The following is a 15,204-nucleotide window of genomic DNA, read 5'->3' on the forward strand; positions in this document are numbered from 1 at the left end:
TCAGGCAACGGCTGTGGCGGGCCGCTGACCGGCAGCGAGCACGCGGTTGATGGATTCGGCCGCATCGCGACCCTGGGCAACGGCAGAGACCGTCAGGTCGTCACCGCCAAGCACACAGTCGCCACCTGCCCAGACGCGTTCGAGCGAGGTGTGACCTTCGCCATCAATGACGATGCGGCCGGAGGAGAGCTTGAGCCCGCCGAGGACGGAACCGTCGAAGGTCTGGCCGATCGCCTTGAAGATCTGGTCGGCCGCGATGACGCCCGTTTCGCCGGTGCCAGCGAGCTTGCCATCAGTGATCGCCGTGTATTCCACCTCGAGACCGGCGACCTTGCCGGCGTCGGAGATGATGGACTTAGGCGCCATCCAATGGCGGATGATGACGCCCTTGGAGGTCGCGAGGTCCTGCTCGAATTCCGAGGCGTTCATGTGTTCCTTGCCGCGGCGATAACAGATCGTCACTTCCTCGGCGCCGAGCAATTTCGCCTGCACGGCCGCGTCGATGGCGGTCATGCCGCCGCCGAGGACGACGACGCGTCTTCCTATCGCGACAGCGGCCTTGTCTGCTGCCTGGCGGAGCCCGGCGATGAAGGTCACGGCATCATCCACGCCGGCAAGATCCTCATCGGCGATTCCAAGTGCATTGACGCCGGCAAGGCCAAGCCCGAGGAAGACCGCATCATACTGAGAGGTAAGGTCGGCAAGCGTGAAATCGCGACCGAGCATCTGGCCGTGGCGGACTTCGATGCCGCCGATCGACAGCACGTATTCGACCTCGCTCTGGGCGAAATCGTCGACCGCCTTGTAGGTCGCGATGCCGTATTCGTTGAGGCCGCCTGATTTCTCACGCGCGTCGAGGATAACGACCGCATGGCCTTTGACCGCAAGCCGGTGAGCGCAGGCAAGCCCTGCCGGTCCAGCGCCGACGACAGCGACTTTCCTTCCGGTGGAGGCGGCACGCGCGTAGAACTGCTTGCCCGCCTGAATGGCGGCATCAGTGGCGTAGCGCTGCAGGCGACCGATTTCGACCGGCCGTTCCTCTGCGGTATTGCGTACGCAGGCCTCCTCGCAAAGCTCTTCGGTGGGACAGACGCGGGCGCACATGCCGCCCAGGATATTCTGGTCGAAGATCGTCTTTGCCGAGCCCAGTGGATTGCCGGTCGATATCTGGCGGATAAAGAGCGGGATGTCGATGGAGGTGGGACAGGCCGTCATGCACGGCGCGTCGTAGCAGAAATAACAGCGGTCGGCCGCGACCAGCGCTTCGTGGTTGTCGAGGCGCGGATGTAGATCGGAAAAATTAGCATCGTACTCGGCGGACGAAAGCCGGCCGGAACGAATCCCATTTTTCAGTCGTTCCATTGAAGTTCCCTCTTTATTGTAAACGCCTGATATAAAGACGGTAACTCAGGATAAAAAATTTATCAAATGGTAAAATTTCTAGGTCGGCCACCTGGGAACGTTGGGACCTTTGGCGCGAAAATCTTCCCGAAGACCTGTGACGTAAGCTTATAATTTCATTGGTTTTTTGTCGTGGTGCGCGCGGCTCTCGGGAGCCTGAGTTCTTCCGCCGCAGGCCGTTTGTCCGGACACGAAATGCGGTGCTTCGACGAGGCTTCTTGGGTGCTCCCGAAAAAATCAAGTTTTCTTAATTTCTTTGGAACTTTTGCGGCAACTTCCCGTTATCAGCCTATCTAGGAGATGACGCATCGACCCAGCATGCGCGCCCCCAATCATCTCCGGATATAACTCACGGTCCCCTCCCGATGAGTGAAAACAGCCAGTGCGCCGCCCTCGCACTGGCTATTTTTCGTCTGACAGGTCGCTATCGTCTGAGGATCTCGTATTCGGTTTCGGGAATTACCAACCGGTATTCGATGTAACCCGGTTCGTTGAGAAACGAAGCGCGTCCATTCATCGACGTCGGCACGACGCGCTCGAGCACCGTGCGTCCGAAGCTGTTGTCTTCAAGGTCCACTCCGGCATCGGTCGCCAGGACCCGCTCGGTCCATTTAACTTCTATTGCGCCCCTGCCATCGAGCGTGGTCTCGACACAGTCGAGGCGGATGGCGGTAGCTCCGGCCGCGATTGCCCCATGGGATGCGGAGTTGACGATGAGTTCGTGCAGGGCAAGCCCCAGATGGACGGCGGCATTGGGCGTCAGATGGGCGTTGATACCGTAGATGGGCATCGCGCCGGTCGAATCCGGCCAGTAGGGCGCAAACTGCTTTTGCGCCAGCTCGAACAGGAACGCGCCTCTCCAGCTCGAATCCGTGATCAGGTCCTGGGAGTTCGACAGCGACTGCAGCCGGCCACGAAACTTTACCAGGAAGCCATCCACAGAGAGCGTGTGACGCGCCGTCTGGGTCGCGATGCCCTGGATGATGGCCAGCAGGTTCTTTGACCGATGCGAGAGTTCGCGCAGGAGGGATTTCAGGACCTTCTCGCGATGACGGGATTCCGTTACCTCAGAGATGACGGAAAGGATGCCAGGCGAGGACTTCGGGCCAACGCGTTCGATCTTGAACTCGTAGATGCGAGCTTCGCTTCCCGCCGCGATCTCGACCTCGATGCTCGCCGGACGCCCGGTCGCCAGCACGGCAACCTTCAGGTTCTTCAGCTGCTCGCCGTTCTTCTCGCCGAACAGGCGCAGATCATCGGTACCGGTTTTGAACGGGGGCTTGAGATGCTCCGGCAGGTTCTCCGCATAGCGGATTGCGAGCGCGGAATCCTGGTAGAGGATCGAGATGCCGGCGCTCGCCAGGGCCCGTTCCATCATTACGGCCTTGCCCTCCATGGAGAAGGGCGCACCCGATAATGGTTCAGTCGTCTTCACGAAGCTGCCTCACCTTCGATTCCTCAGGATGCCGCCGGCAAGAAGTGTCTTTATGCGAAAAGCTTGCTGCCGATCATACTATGACGCGACTATACGGATCGTTAAGCGCTCCGGTGGCGGCCGGAGCGCCGGTTCCTCCCTCTTACGCGAAAGGATCGAGTCGCCTCAGGCGGCGACCCTCGTCGATTCGTTGAAGAAGAGCGCCTGGCTGATCAAGGCCTTCACCATGTCCGGGTTGAAAGGCTTGGTCACCAGGAATGTCGGCTCGGGCCGCTCGCCAGTCAGCAACCGCTCGGGGAACGCGGTGATGAAGATGACCGGTATGCTTGACGTCTTCAGTATGTCGTTCACCGCATCGATGCCGGAACTTCCGTCCGCCAGCTGAATGTCGGCAAGCACCATGCTGGGCTTCGTCTTGTTATAGAGCGCTACGGCTTCGGTGTGCGTGCGGGCAATGCCGGTCACTGTATGGCCGAGGCTTTCGACCATCTGCTCGATGTCCATCGCGATCAGCGGCTCGTCCTCGATGATCATGATGTTGGTCGCTACCTGCCGGGAGATCTCCTGCGATGCAGTCTCGAGAAGCCTTGCGACTTCTTCATCTTCGACCTCAAGAATGTTGGCGATTTCCGGGAGGCGGAAATTCTCGACCGATGCCAGGATAAACGCCTGACGTGCGACAGGCGAAACCTTGGCGAGATTGACGGAGGCACGCTGTTCCCAAGCAAAGGGCGAAATAGGCTCGGGAATTTGGATTGAGGCGGAACCAAAGAGTTTGGAAAACAGTTTGTAGAGTGCAACACGATCATTCTCGGTATCCGGGAAAATGGATATGTCGGAAATGATTGCTTCCAGTACGGCGGCGACATAGGCGTCGCCAGAGGTCTGTGTTCCGGTGAGAGCACGGGAATAGCGACGCAGGTAGGGAAGGTGCGGCGCGATCCGAGTTGAAAGTGTCATAAAAAACTCCCGTCAGTAAGCCGTATGGGCTCTAATGGCTGGAGTAACGTAGCCTTCGAACAAAAGTTCCCCGCCCACCGGAACTTTTTTGAGGAGCACGCGTTGTTCTGGCCGGCGCATGATGGGTTTCACCCGTTCCTCAGACCTTTGGCAAGCGACCTGCGGAACCAAGTTCATCCGCGGTTCGTTCGGAAAAATGGCCTATGAATGAAATCTTATGCGAGAAGTGATGAGTTTGATGACAACACAAAACCCTGAAGCAGCGGATCAGCAGCGGCCGGATCGGAAGGCGCGCGATATACTCGACCCCAACAACCAGATCGGCATGAAGCTGCGTTCGCTCTATGCCGCGGTTCAGGAAGAGGCTATCCCCGAGCGTTTTCTGGACCTCCTTGAGAAGCTCGACCAAGCCGAGCAGATGGCTTCGGCAAAGATGGCGGAGTAGGCGAGCTCCCATGGAAAAGACGCAACCAAGTTTCAAGCGTGAACTGCTGGCTGCGCTGCCAAGCCTTCGCGCATTTGCCATCTCCTTGATCGGCCGCCACGACCGTGCCGACGATCTCGTCCAGGACACCATCATGAAGGCCTGGGCGAAGCAGGATCATTTCGAGATGGGCACCAACATGAAGGCGTGGCTGTTCACCATCCTTCGCAACGAGCTCTACAGCCAGATGCGCAAGGCTGGCCGCGAAGTACAGGACAGCGACGGCATCTTCACGGAATCGATGGCAACCCATCCAGCCCAATATGGCGCGCTCGACCTTCAGGATTTTCGCAAGGCGCTCGAGCAGCTCCCGTCCGACCAGCGCGAGGCAATCATCCTCGTGGGTGCTTCAGGGTTTTCCTATGAGGAGGCTGCCGAAATCTGCGGATGCGCGGTCGGCACCATCAAGAGCCGCGTGAACCGTGCGCGCCAGCGACTGCAGGAACTGCTTCAGGTTTCGGGCGAGGCAGATTTCGGCCCGGATGCGACTTCCTCTCCGCTTACGTCGCGGGCCTTCGCCTTCTGATCAAACATAAATATGCACGCATCAAAAAGCCGACACGGTTTCCCGTGTCGGTTTTCTGCTTTCTGGCGGACAGGTCAATCCGCGTCCTTCTTCGATCCGATGAAATTCGACGCCAGCAAAGCGACCACGATGGCTGCGGTCAACATAGGCTGGGCGCGAAACAGGCCGATGCCGGTCGCCGCGATCGATTCGATGGCGAGCCGCCGTTCGCGAGCGCGCCGGGCTTCCTGCGCGTTCATGATCAACATGATCGTCAGGACGATAAGACCAAGAAGCAACGCGGCGGCGGCGAGGAAAAGGGCAGCTCCAGGCGCGCCATAGATGCCGGCCAGCCATATGCCCGCGGCCACCACGGCCAGCGCGTAGGCGCTAAGGAGAAACAGGGCGGCGATCGCAATAAAGATGGCGTTGCGCTGGACCCGCGCAACGCGCCTCTGCACCGTACCCGTAAGTAGCATGCTGACGAGCGGAAGGAGCATCCAGGTCCCTCAGCGGCGAGCAAGCAGCGCAATGACGAGGCCGAGGGCCGCGGCGGCTGCAACTGTTGCGGCAGGGTGGCTGCGCACGGTGGCGCGCACTTCACGTGCGCCGCGAACGTAACCGCTGTGGATATCCCGCAGAAGCTCCTCGCTGCGCGCCACGAGATCCTCAAAGCCTGCCTCGGCCTGATGCCGCAGCTTTTCACCGCTTCCAGCGCTGCTCTTGCCGACGAGCTTGGTCAGGCTCGCGATCTCCGCGCGCAGGTGCTCGATCTGCTCTTCGATGCCGGTTTCGATGTCGTGCAACGTGCCGCCGTTGCGCTTGCCCCGGACGGAGTGGAGTATGGAATTGGCCATGATCTTCTCCCTTTTTGGGCGCCGACGGCGCCGTTCGCGATCAGGAACGAAAGAGGTCCAAGTTTTGCACGGGGAAGCGAAGCTCGCATTGATCGAAAGCAAACAGATCACCCCCGCTAACGGACAGCCTCCGCCAGTATGATGCCACAACGCGTGCGCGCATCGAAAGTTCCCTGTCGTCGGGTAGGCCGAATAGGCGCCGACGCCTACGATCCCGACGTTCAGCGCTCCAGCGCGCTGTGGGCAAGGACGAAGGGAGTGTCGCCTGCGGGGACGCGATTGACCCTGAGCGGGCAGCCGAAGACCGACAGCATGTGCTCGTCGGTCAGGACATCCGTCACCGTGCCGGCTGCCGAAAGTTCGCCGCCCTTCATCAGGACCATCCGGTCGGCGAAGAGCGCCGTGAGGTTGAGATCGTGCATCACGGCTATGACGCCGCCGCCGCGCTCGCAGAAGTCGCGTGCGAGCTTCATGATGGTCAGCTGGTGACTGATGTCGAGGCTTGAGACGGGCTCGTCCAGCAGCAGCCAGCAGGGCTGCCCGTCCACGATCGGTTCCGGGATCTGGCAAAGGACGCGCGCGAGCTGGACGCGCTGTTGTTCGCCGCCGGAAAGTTCCTGATAGAAGCGACCTTCGAAACCGGAGAGGTCGACTGCCTCCAGCGCTTCCGCGGCGACGCTCTCGGCGTCCTGCGGGCGGCTGTTGATACCCGATGTCAGTCCCATGCGGACGATCTCGCGCACGGTGAAGGGAAAGGAGATCGCGCTCGACTGGGGAAGGACGCCGCGCATGGCCGCCAGCCGCCAGGGCGCCATTCCGGTGATCTCATGTCCATTGATCCGCGCGGAGCCATCGTAGGAAAGCTCGCCGGCGATCGCCTTCATCGTTGTCGTCTTGCCGGAACCGTTGGGTCCGGCGATTGCCGTCAACGCGCCGGGCCGGGCCGCAAACGAAACATCGTGCAATATGCTCTTGCCCGACAGGCGAACGGATAGGCCGGAAACTTCGATCATGGGAAAACTCAGAGGCTGAGGCGCGAGCGCTGGCGGAGAAGGATCCAGAGGAAGAAGGGACCTCCGACGGCAGCGGTGATGATGCCGATCGGCAACTCCGCCGGGGCTACGATGGTTCTCGCGAAGACATCCGCAAAAATCAGCAGTGACCCGCCCAGCAGGGCAGCGGCCGGCAACAGGAAGCGGTGGTCCGGACCAATCAGCATGCGAAGAATATGGGGAACCACGATGCCGACGAAGCCGATGCCGCCGCTGACGGCGACCGATGCGCCGGTCGCAGCCGCGACGGCGACGATCGCCACGTTCTTCAGGCGTTGCACCGGCACTCCCATGTGAAAGGCCGCCGCCTCGCCGAGCGTGATGGCGTTGAGACCCCGCGCCATGAAGGGAAGGGCGAGGAACGAGAGGAACATGATCGGCCCGACGGCCGCGACCTTCACCCATGTAGAACCGGCGAGCGAACCCATGCTCCAGAAGGTCAGGTCGCGCAGCTGCTTGTCGTCGGCCATGTAGATGAGAATGCCGGTGAAGGCGAGCGCGAGCGCTCCGAGCGCGATACCGGCGAGAAGCATGGTCGCGACCGATGTCTGACCATGTCGCGTGGCGACGCGGTAGAGAAGGATGGTGACGACAAGCCCGCCGACAAACGCCGCGATGGGCAGCGCGAAGATGCCGAAAAGCGCATAGATCGGCGCGGCAACGGTGCCGCCGAGCACGATCATCGTGACCGCTCCGAGGCTCGATCCGGACGTGACGCCGATAAGGCCCGGGTCGGCCAATGGATTGCGGAACAGGCCCTGCATGACCGTGCCGGACACGGCAAGCGAGGCGCCGATCAGAAAGCCGAGGATCGCGCGGGGAAGACGGATGTCGAAGATGATGATCCGGTCGCGCGCGCTGAGGGCGGATTCGGTTCCTCCCGCGCCCATGACCTCCCTGAACACATCGAGCGCGGAGGCATCCGACGCACCAGTCGTGATCGAGAAGGCCAGTGAAAACAGGGCGCCGACGATCAAGGCCGCGATCACGATGAGCGCGAGCAGCGAACGGTCGCCCTGGCGATGACGTTCCCGAATATATGCCAGCGACGGCAGCGAACGCCGCTGCCCCCGCATGGCTGTATGCATGACCATTCTCAGCCCCCGTAAATGGCGGCGTTCAATTCGCGCACGGCACTGGCCGTCCTCGGGCCGAAGCCGAGAAGATGCAGCCCATCCATGCGGATGACTGCCTTGTTCTCTCCGGCCGGCGTCAGGGCGATGGCGGGCTGTCCCAAGAGTTCGGCATCCGTCGTCGCGGCGGGACCGCCGCGGTCCATCATCAGGATGACGTCCGGCTTGGCCTCGATGATAGCTTCATCGGCGAGAGCTTTATAGCCGGGAAAATCGCCGACGGCGTTGGTGGCGCCGGCCAGCTTGATGATACCGTCCGCGGCTGTTCCCGTGCCGGAGGCGAGGATCTTGCCGCCTTGGGTGCTCAGTATGAAAAGCACACGCTTGCGCTCGGCCTCCGGGCGCTTCTCCGCGTGGGCGGTTGCCGCATCGAGATCGGTCGCCACCTGCCGTTCCAGCACCTTTGCCTTGTCCTCGACGCCGAGCAGGGTTCCGACCCTGTCGATCTTGGCCAGAATGCCATCCCGGTCGAACTTGCCGGGCACGGTCTCGAAGGGAATGCTCGCATTACGCAGCACGCTCAGTGCTTCCGGCGGACCGGATCCCTCGACCGCTATGATCGCGGTCGGATTGACGGCGAGAATGCCTTCCGGCGAGAGTGCCCGCATGTAGCCGACGTCAGGCAGCTTCGTGGCTGCTTCCGGGTAAAGGCTGGTGGAATCGCGTGCGATCAGTTTGTTTTCTTCGCCGAGCGCATAGACGATCTCGGTAATGTCGCCGCCGATGCTGACGAGGCGGGACGTATCCAGCTTCTTGGCTTCATCGGCGAGCGCCGGCCGAACCAAGCCGAACAGGCTGCCGGCCGGAAGCATCGGAGAGGCAGCGGCCGCTGCCAGGGCTGCAACGGCAAGAAGCCTGGTCGCACGCCGCCTTGTTGTTGAAGAGCTCATCGGTTCGCTCCTTATGCCGCCACGCTCGCACCGTTTCTCGGCAGATTTTCTACAATATCGCGCCAATCCTCGCGCTCGCCGGAGCCTTCCTTCCGCTTGCCAAAGAACTGGATGATCATCTCGCCATGGGCATCATAGGCCTCGAGCGACGTGACGTGACCATCCTTGGTCGGCTTGCGCACCGCCCATACCTCGGCGATGTGGTCCTGGCGCAGGTGCAGATGGAAGGTCGGATCGAGCACATTGATCCACGGACCCATCGGCTGGACGTTAAAGATGGGGCCGGAGTGGATTTGGACAATGCCGTTGTTGGCAACAAAGCACATGATCGGCAGGCCCACGGCGACAGATGCATGCATCATGTCGGCGACCGCCGAGTTCTCTAGCAGCCACGCATAGTCGTCCCCGACGGAGCGAACCGCCGCCTGGCGGCCGATCTTCAGCCTCTTCAGCATGCCGAAAAACTCGTGGGTGTCGGTCATCCGGCTCCAGCTGTCGCGCAGCTCGTCGCGGCTGACGTTGCCTTCTTCATCGGCAGCGCTGTTGGCGAGCGCGACCTCGACGAACTCCTGGGACTGATCCTCGAGGCGGAAATCGGCAACGATCGAATGATAGGCGTCGATGTTCGACTCCGGCCGCAGATGCACCTTGTGGACAGCGTTGCCGGCCTTGTCGAAGAACTGAAGGCTGAGACGATCCTGTTCGCCATCCTTCTTGACGACCGCAAAACCATGCGCCCAGCGGCTCGGGAAAATGCGCAGGTCGATGTTTTCGCCGAGCACGATCGAGGCATGTACGCCGGTCTCGATGCCTTCGTAGACGCCGATCTTTTCGTGGACTGCGCTCTCATTGCGAGACAGGGCCATGACGGTTCCGAGCTCTGCAACTCGGCCAAGGAAGCGGTTGGCATCGGCGTCGACACGCGTCGCTGTCAGCCCGACTTCGGCGGCGACAAGCGCACCTTCCGAGACGCCCAACTGGGCAGCGATATCGCGCTCGCGCATCTTCGGGTTTTCCGCACGGAACGCGCGGATCTCGGCCGGGGAGGGTCTGGTCTTTTCAGTCATGTCGATGCCTATTTGTTGAGAATGAGCTTGCCCTGCCGGGTGATCTTCATCCGGTAGACGGCGCCTTCGTGTCGAATCATGATTTCGCTTTGGCCGCGAAAGATGTCGGTGCTTTCGAGCACCCTGACCTCTGCCGCGGGTTCTGCCGTCCGCGCCGGCAAATGCTTATGTGTATCCAGCTTTTCAGCCACCATTTCAGTTTGATTTTTCCGCAAGAATGCAGGGGATCCCGATCCCGCTGAGGGGATAATTATCTTGACTTTCATACTCATACTTTTTTAAAGACGCAATAGAAGACAATTACAGTCAACTTTGTTTTTGAGCCGCCCGTCGGACGCCTGCAGTTTCACTCCGCATTGGTCGATGGACGCCTCCAAGAGGTGTGTTTGATGTTGATGAGAAAGACGCTGGGCCCGCTGTGTGCGGGCGTATTCGCCTTTTCCGCGAATGTCGGTTTGGCCCAGGATGCGGCGGCTCCCGCGGGTGCCACGCTGAATGTTGAGCTCAATGCCCTGGCACCGTCCCAGAAGGGCTGCATGATGACCTTCGTGGCCGAGAACAATCTCGAAGCCCCGGTCAACAAGATTTCGTTCGAACTCGCCTTCTTCAACGGAAAGAACACCGTCGACCGCATCACGGTGCTCGACTTCCGCGACCTGCCGCTCGGCAAGAAGCGGGTGCGCCAGTTCGACATGCCGAATGTGAAGTGCGAGGACGTGAGCCGCATCCTGATCAACGACACGCCTGTCTGTGACGGACCGGCAGCCGGCGCCTGCATGAAGGGGCTTGTGACCCGCTCCCAGATCTCTGTCCCGTTCGAGGGCTGAGGTCGGGGAAGGTCGCACCGGTTCAGTAGTTGCGAGGCGCAGGCATGAGAATTTCAGCGAAGTCCAGACCCGTGGGTGCTTTCGTGACCGATCCCCATGCCGGAAAAAGCGTGAACGACAATGTGCCCGGAATTCATCCCGGGCATGAGTTGTCGGATCTGGAAGGGGTGCCTCGCCAGCCGGCCGGCGAAGCAGTCGTCCTCTATGCCCGTTTCGCCCATATCGGTTCTTTCCCCGTTCACGCGCATCACGGCGAGCCTGTCGCCAAGGCCGATGCGCCGGCGATGAATGCCGAGCCCGAGAAACCGATGCCGGGGGCAAAGCCTGCCGGGAAGCGAGTGACCTTCGCCTGCCTCGGTTCCGCCTTCTTCCATATCGGGCTCGTGGCAATTCTCGCGATGGGTCTTGTGGCAACGCATGAGGAGTCGCAGGAGGAGGCCGGGGACGCCATCAGCGTCGTCATTCTCGGCGACTCGGATGCCGACCAGGCCTCTGCCGGCGAGCAGAAGGAAGAGCCGCCGCAGGAGATCGTCGCGGAGGCCGTGCAGCCGAAGACGCTGCAGCCGACAGAAGCCCAGCCGGTGCAGCAGGCGGAAACCCAGCCCACAGAGATCCAGCCCCAGCAGACGCAGGCCGTTGCGCCCGAGCCGGTGCAAGAGGCCGCACCTGTCGAGGCTGCCCAGCCGGTGCAAACCGCTTCCCCTCAGACGGTCGCAACGCCCGAGCCGGAAGTGCTGACGACCACGGCGCCGGCGGAGACCTCTGTCGTGCAGCCCATGGCCGCGACGGTGCCGGAGGAGATCAAGCCGACGGAGACCGCGGCGGTCGCCGAGGCATTGCCTGAGCCGGTGCCGCCTGAAGAGGTGGCCACGCCCGCGCCGAAGCCCGAGGCCATGCAGCCGGTTGAGAAGCCGAAGGAAACCACCAAGAAGGAGCCGCCGAAGAAGGCGGCCAAGACCAAGGCTGGGTCCGGTGGCGAAAACAAGCAGGATTCGAAAAGGGGAAGCTCGGACGGCGAGGAAGTTGCCCAGTCGGATCGCAACTCCCGCAGCGCCGGCAACAATTCCGGGGCGGGCAGTGCTGCTGTCGCCAACTATCCCGGCAAAGTGCAATCACGCATCCGTCGCTCCGTCCGCGTGCCTTCCGAATACAAGCGCATGAGTGCGTCGACGACGGTGCGTGTGCGGCTTACCATCGAGTCCGGCGGGTCGCTCAGCGGTCTTTCCGTGGCGCGCAGCTCCGGAATACCTGCGTTGGATCAGGCGGTTATCGAAGGCGTGCGCCGTGCATCGCCCTTCCCGCCGTTGCCGGCGGAATGGGGAAGGCCGAGCTGGTCCTTCACGCAGGAAGTCCAGGTTACCGGTCGATAAAATATGACAATCACAATCAACTTTATACTTTACTCTAAAAATCAAGTTTAATAAGGTCCCGTTCGCGCCGGTCGGAATCGACGGTGTGAGAGCAACCAGCGAACGGGTGGGGCATGGCAAAAAAGGCGAAGAAGGAAGCGAAGCGCGCGAACCGCGAGGCCGCTCCGGCGCAGAAGGAAAATGCAGCCGGAAAATCCAAGCTTGATGGCCGCAGCTTCCTTTATGTTGGTGGTCGTGATTGCCAGGTGGCGCATCTGCGCGAAATCGCCAGCAGCTTCGGCGCCGAACTCATCCATCATGACGGCGGGTTGCGCGAAGCGGTTTCGCGGATCGACACGGTCTTACCGTCCGTCGATTGTGTCTTCTGCCCTATCGACTGTATCAGCCACGATGCCTGCTTGCGGGTGAAGACGGGCTGCAAGAAGTTCGGCAAGGCTTTCATTCCGCTGCGGAACGGCAGCAAGTCTAGCCTGGAGCGTGCGCTCCACACGATGAATGAACGGAACAATTCCATATGAGCAATGAACGCCCTGACGGGTTTATGATGATAGGCCTGCACAAGCTCGCCTCGCAGAATGGCGATGGCCTCGTGCCTGAACTCTATGAACTCCTGGCTCGCAATGCCGAGCGCCAGATGAACCAGCCAAACGTAGCGCAGTTCCCGGTCTGGGAAGCCCGCATGCCAGGCGAGCAGCCGGCGCTTCCGATTGCCGAAGACGCGGCAAACGGCGGCAACGTGATTGCTTTCCCGGCTCGAACGGGCGAAACTTCGGCGGAAAAGAAAAGAAGCTGAGGTTGACATGTATATCGCGATGAACCGCTTCAAGGTGGCCACCGGATCCGAAGCGACTTTCGAGGACGTGTGGCGCAAGCGCGATTCCAGCCTTTCGCAGGTTCCCGGTTTCGTCGAGTTCCACCTGCTGCGGGGCAGGGCCAACGAGGAGGAAGGCTACACGCTGTTTGCCTCCCATACGATCTGGCGCAGCGAAGAGGACTTTCTTAACTGGACGAAGTCCGAGAATTTCCGCGCGGCCCATCGCAATGCCGGCGAGAACCGGACCATGTATTTAGGCCCGCCGGTGTTCGAAGGTTTCAACGCCGTCGAAAACGTCTGAACAGGCCTCCGACGAGCTTTACTCTTCGGTCCGAAACTTGAGCACCATGCCGGCCCGGCGGTCGGCACCCATGCCGCTTGCAATTTCCTTGTCGAGAATTGCCTTGAGGGCGGCCGGCGCCGCCTTGGGACCGGGCTCATGGAAGCCCAGCGATGCATAGAACGGATAATTGAACGGCACGAAGCGATCCGTCGTCAGCATCGCGGCGGAAAAGCCGCGCCTTCGCGCAGCGTCGAGCGCAGTACCGATCAGGCCACGACCGATCCCACGGCGCTGATAGCGGCGCAGAACGTCGATCTCCGCGATATAGAGCCTGCCGTCGATCTCCTCGGCGGCGAGAAAGCCGATTGGCCGGTCGCTTTCGTCCACGGCAACGAAAAGCAATCCTTCTGACAGACAGGCGGCGAGCTGGTCGTGCGCAAGCGGATGCGGTTCGTCCGGAAAGGGAACACCGGCCTCGATCAGTGCCTCGGCGGCGTCCATCTCGATGACCGTCAGCTCGTCGAGTTCGTCGAAGCGCGCAAGCCTCGTGGGGATATGCGGGTATCTCTCGTCGACGGGCATCATCCCTGCTCCTCGATCGTTGGCTTAGCGGCGCATGACGCTCCCGGCGGCAACCGCGAGCCAGCCGAACATCATGGTAAAGCCGCCAGTCGGTGCCGCCAGGGGAAAGAGGCCGGAACCGGCAAAGCGCAAGGAAACGAGATCGCCTGCAAAGAGGAGCGTACCGACACCGATCAGCAAGCCGGCGAGCCAGGCGATCCTGATCTTACTTGCACCGATCGCAAGCGCCAGAAGGGCAGGGGCATGGGCCAGGCACATGGCCGAAGCCGAAGCCGGCAGTTGAGCGTCACCGCCGCCATGGGCCGCCACGGCAGCAAGCGCGACACCGGCAAAGCCCAGGAGGCCGGCAAGCAGGTAGAAGAACGGCACCAGGCGGTCGTTGAGGCTCATGATCAGTCCTATTCCCGGTTCTGCATGTGGTAGGCGAGCCGTTCGACTGGCTCCCAGATGATGGCGCGCAGTTTTTCGTTGGCTATAGTCTCTTCCATCGCGCGCCGGAAACAGAGCAGCCACTCGTCGCGTTCGACCGGTCCGATGCTGGCCACGAAATGGCGCCGACGCAACATCGGGTGCCCGCGCTTCTCGACGTAGAGGGGCGGCCCGCCGAGATATCCGGTGAGGTATTCGTAAAGCTTTTCCTCGCTGCCGGTGAGGCTTGGCGGATGGATGGCGCGGACATGGCTTGCTTCCGGAAGCGTGTCCATCAGTTCGTAGAAGCGGTGCACGAGCGCCCGCACGGTGTTCTCACCGCCGATCGCCTCGTACAACGTGATGGCTTCCCCTGTCATGAACCGCCTTTCGGACTATAATTGTTCCTTCATGCCCTGCGTCGATCCCTCGTGCAACAATATGTGTGTGCGGCATTTGGCGTCACGGATAAATGGCGCCGGATTTTGCCTTTGTGCTTCGCAGGAGTAGCCCGGGTTAATTCTTGACAGAACCGTCCGGACGGTATCTTTAGAGGCCATGTCAGAAGCGCACCACCGTAGAAAGCAACCTGTTCTCGTCCGCCGGCAATTGCTGGAGGTCGCGGCGCGCCTTGCCGCAGAGCAGGGGATGACGGCGGTGACACTCGACGCCGTCTCCGGCGCCTCGGGCGTCAGCAAGGGCGGCTTGCTGCATCATTTCCCGAACAAGAATGCCCTTCTCGACGCGCTTTTCGACAGTCTTTCCGAGAGGTTCAGCGCCGAGATCGAAGAGGTGATGCGCAACGATCCCGTTCCGCATGGGCGGTTTACGCGCGCCTATCTCAGTATCTGCGCCAGCCTCCGCGACCGGCCGGCCGAGTCCAGCGGCTGGACGCAGATCACCATGGCTCTGCTTGCCGAGCCGCGCCTCCGCCACCGGTGGCGTGAATGGGTCAGGCTGCGCGAGGAGGAGTATGTCGGCACAGATTCCTCGGTGAATGCGCAGATCGTTCGCCTTGCCGCCGACGGGCTCTGGCTCGCGGACATGCTGGGGAGCCATGAGCTCGACGCCGCCGAACGGCAGGCAATGCTCGAGCGCCTCGCAGAACTCGCCAGCCTCTAAGGCCCCAGGAACCA

At 61.4% G+C, this 15,204-nt stretch carries 21 protein-coding genes; 8 read left to right on the forward strand and 13 right to left on the reverse strand.

All coding sequences use genetic code 11. The features are described 5' to 3' along the window. The 3 genes from EV286_RS04335 to EV286_RS04345 form a co-directional block, all read right to left on the reverse strand. Positions 1 to 1,362: an NAD(P)-dependent oxidoreductase gene (locus EV286_RS04335; RefSeq protein ID WP_132955798.1), complete on the reverse strand. Its 1,362-nt coding sequence runs from the start codon at positions 1,360 to 1,362 to the stop codon at positions 1 to 3. A gap of 463 nt (positions 1,363 to 1,825) precedes the next feature. Further along, positions 1,826 to 2,779: a sensor histidine kinase gene (locus tag EV286_RS04340; protein ID WP_132956305.1), complete on the reverse strand. Its 954-nt coding sequence runs from the start codon at positions 2,777 to 2,779 to the stop codon at positions 1,826 to 1,828. 222 nt (positions 2,780 to 3,001) lie between these two features. Further along, positions 3,002 to 3,796 (reverse strand): response regulator, encoded by a 795-nt coding sequence (locus EV286_RS04345; protein ID WP_132955799.1) that lies wholly within the window; start codon positions 3,794 to 3,796, stop codon positions 3,002 to 3,004. 238 nt (positions 3,797 to 4,034) lie between these two features. Between EV286_RS04345 and EV286_RS04350 the strand changes: the two genes are divergently transcribed. Together EV286_RS04350 and EV286_RS04355 are read left to right on the forward strand one after the other, a co-directional pair. Then, positions 4,035 to 4,241 carry a NepR family anti-sigma factor gene (locus tag EV286_RS04350; RefSeq protein ID WP_132955800.1) on the forward strand — a complete coding sequence of 69 codons (207 nt, stop codon included), beginning with the start codon at positions 4,035 to 4,037 and terminating at the stop codon, positions 4,239 to 4,241. Positions 4,242 to 4,251: 10 nt separating this feature from the next. Further along, a complete protein-coding gene (locus tag EV286_RS04355; RefSeq protein ID WP_132955801.1) occupies positions 4,252 to 4,806 on the forward strand; it encodes an RNA polymerase sigma factor in 555 nt (184 codons plus the stop codon). Between the two features lie 74 nt (positions 4,807 to 4,880). On the opposite strand, the gene EV286_RS04360 is transcribed toward EV286_RS04355, so the two are convergent. The 7 genes from EV286_RS04360 to EV286_RS04390 all read right to left on the reverse strand — a co-directional run bounded on the left by EV286_RS04360 (position 4,881) and on the right by EV286_RS04390 (position 9,978). Beyond that, positions 4,881 to 5,285 (reverse strand): hypothetical protein, encoded by a 405-nt coding sequence (locus EV286_RS04360; RefSeq protein ID WP_132955802.1) that lies wholly within the window; start codon positions 5,283 to 5,285, stop codon positions 4,881 to 4,883. A 9-nt stretch (positions 5,286 to 5,294) separates the two neighbouring features. Then, positions 5,295 to 5,642 carry a DUF883 family protein gene (locus EV286_RS04365; RefSeq protein WP_132955803.1) on the reverse strand — a complete coding sequence of 116 codons (348 nt, stop codon included), beginning with the start codon at positions 5,640 to 5,642 and terminating at the stop codon, positions 5,295 to 5,297. Positions 5,643 to 5,863: 221 nt separating this feature from the next. Beyond that, entirely contained in the window at positions 5,864 to 6,655 is a 792-nt protein-coding gene (locus tag EV286_RS04370; protein ID WP_132955804.1) for a heme ABC transporter ATP-binding protein, read from the reverse strand. 8 nt (positions 6,656 to 6,663) lie between these two features. Beyond that, entirely contained in the window at positions 6,664 to 7,788 is a 1,125-nt protein-coding gene (locus EV286_RS04375; protein ID WP_132955805.1) for an iron ABC transporter permease, read from the reverse strand. Between the two features lie 2 nt (positions 7,789 to 7,790). Then, the gene (locus EV286_RS04380; protein WP_245500630.1) at positions 7,791 to 8,639 is read right to left on the reverse strand and encodes an ABC transporter substrate-binding protein; all 849 of its coding nucleotides are present in this window, start codon (positions 8,637 to 8,639) and stop codon (positions 7,791 to 7,793) included. Between the two features lie 89 nt (positions 8,640 to 8,728). Next, positions 8,729 to 9,784, reverse strand: a complete 1,056-nt coding sequence (locus EV286_RS04385) for a ChuX/HutX family heme-like substrate-binding protein (RefSeq protein ID WP_132955807.1) — start codon at positions 9,782 to 9,784, stop codon at positions 8,729 to 8,731. A gap of 8 nt (positions 9,785 to 9,792) precedes the next feature. Next, positions 9,793 to 9,978 carry a hemin uptake protein HemP gene (locus EV286_RS04390; protein ID WP_132956306.1) on the reverse strand — a complete coding sequence of 62 codons (186 nt, stop codon included), beginning with the start codon at positions 9,976 to 9,978 and terminating at the stop codon, positions 9,793 to 9,795. 201 nt (positions 9,979 to 10,179) lie between these two features. Between EV286_RS04390 and EV286_RS04395 the strand changes: the two genes are divergently transcribed. The 5 genes from EV286_RS04395 (at position 10,180) to EV286_RS04415 (ending at position 13,096) form a co-directional block, all read left to right on the forward strand. Beyond that, on the forward strand, positions 10,180 to 10,611 hold the full coding sequence (locus tag EV286_RS04395; protein ID WP_132956307.1) for a hypothetical protein: 432 nt from the start codon (positions 10,180 to 10,182) through the stop codon (positions 10,609 to 10,611). Between the two features lie 44 nt (positions 10,612 to 10,655). Then, complete coding sequence (locus tag EV286_RS04400) at positions 10,656 to 11,981, forward strand: energy transducer TonB (protein WP_132955808.1); 1,326 nt, start codon at positions 10,656 to 10,658, stop codon at positions 11,979 to 11,981. Positions 11,982 to 12,094: 113 nt separating this feature from the next. Continuing rightward, a complete protein-coding gene (locus EV286_RS04405) occupies positions 12,095 to 12,499 on the forward strand; it encodes a DUF2325 domain-containing protein (RefSeq protein WP_132955809.1) in 405 nt (134 codons plus the stop codon). Beyond that, positions 12,496 to 12,774 carry a hypothetical protein gene (locus EV286_RS04410; RefSeq protein WP_132955810.1) on the forward strand — a complete coding sequence of 93 codons (279 nt, stop codon included), beginning with the start codon at positions 12,496 to 12,498 and terminating at the stop codon, positions 12,772 to 12,774. The genes EV286_RS04405 and EV286_RS04410 overlap by 4 nt, the downstream gene beginning before the upstream one ends. Before the next feature lie 7 nt (positions 12,775 to 12,781). Continuing rightward, complete coding sequence (locus EV286_RS04415) at positions 12,782 to 13,096, forward strand: antibiotic biosynthesis monooxygenase (RefSeq protein ID WP_132955811.1); 315 nt, start codon at positions 12,782 to 12,784, stop codon at positions 13,094 to 13,096. Positions 13,097 to 13,114: 18 nt separating this feature from the next. Here the strand turns inward: EV286_RS04415 and EV286_RS04420 are convergent, their stop codons facing one another. From EV286_RS04420 to EV286_RS04430, 3 genes are read right to left on the reverse strand one after another with little or no spacing between them, the layout of a single operon-like run. Beyond that, positions 13,115 to 13,663, reverse strand: coding sequence for a GNAT family N-acetyltransferase (locus tag EV286_RS04420; RefSeq protein ID WP_245500606.1), 549 nt, complete (start codon positions 13,661 to 13,663; stop codon positions 13,115 to 13,117). Positions 13,664 to 13,684: 21 nt separating this feature from the next. Beyond that, the gene (locus tag EV286_RS04425) at positions 13,685 to 14,050 is read right to left on the reverse strand and encodes a DUF423 domain-containing protein (protein WP_132955812.1); all 366 of its coding nucleotides are present in this window, start codon (positions 14,048 to 14,050) and stop codon (positions 13,685 to 13,687) included. A gap of 8 nt (positions 14,051 to 14,058) precedes the next feature. Next, positions 14,059 to 14,448, reverse strand: coding sequence for a group II truncated hemoglobin (locus EV286_RS04430; RefSeq protein ID WP_132955813.1), 390 nt, complete (start codon positions 14,446 to 14,448; stop codon positions 14,059 to 14,061). Between the two features lie 178 nt (positions 14,449 to 14,626). Here EV286_RS04430 and EV286_RS04435 point away from each other — a divergent pair, with 178 nt between their 5' ends. Then, positions 14,627 to 15,190, forward strand: a complete 564-nt coding sequence (locus EV286_RS04435; protein WP_132955814.1) for a TetR/AcrR family transcriptional regulator — start codon at positions 14,627 to 14,629, stop codon at positions 15,188 to 15,190. The last annotated feature ends 14 nt before the right edge of the window (positions 15,191 to 15,204 follow it).

It is taken from the genome of Rhizobium sp. BK251 (assembly GCF_004345245.1).
Lineage (GTDB): Bacteria > Pseudomonadota > Alphaproteobacteria > Rhizobiales > Rhizobiaceae > Rhizobium.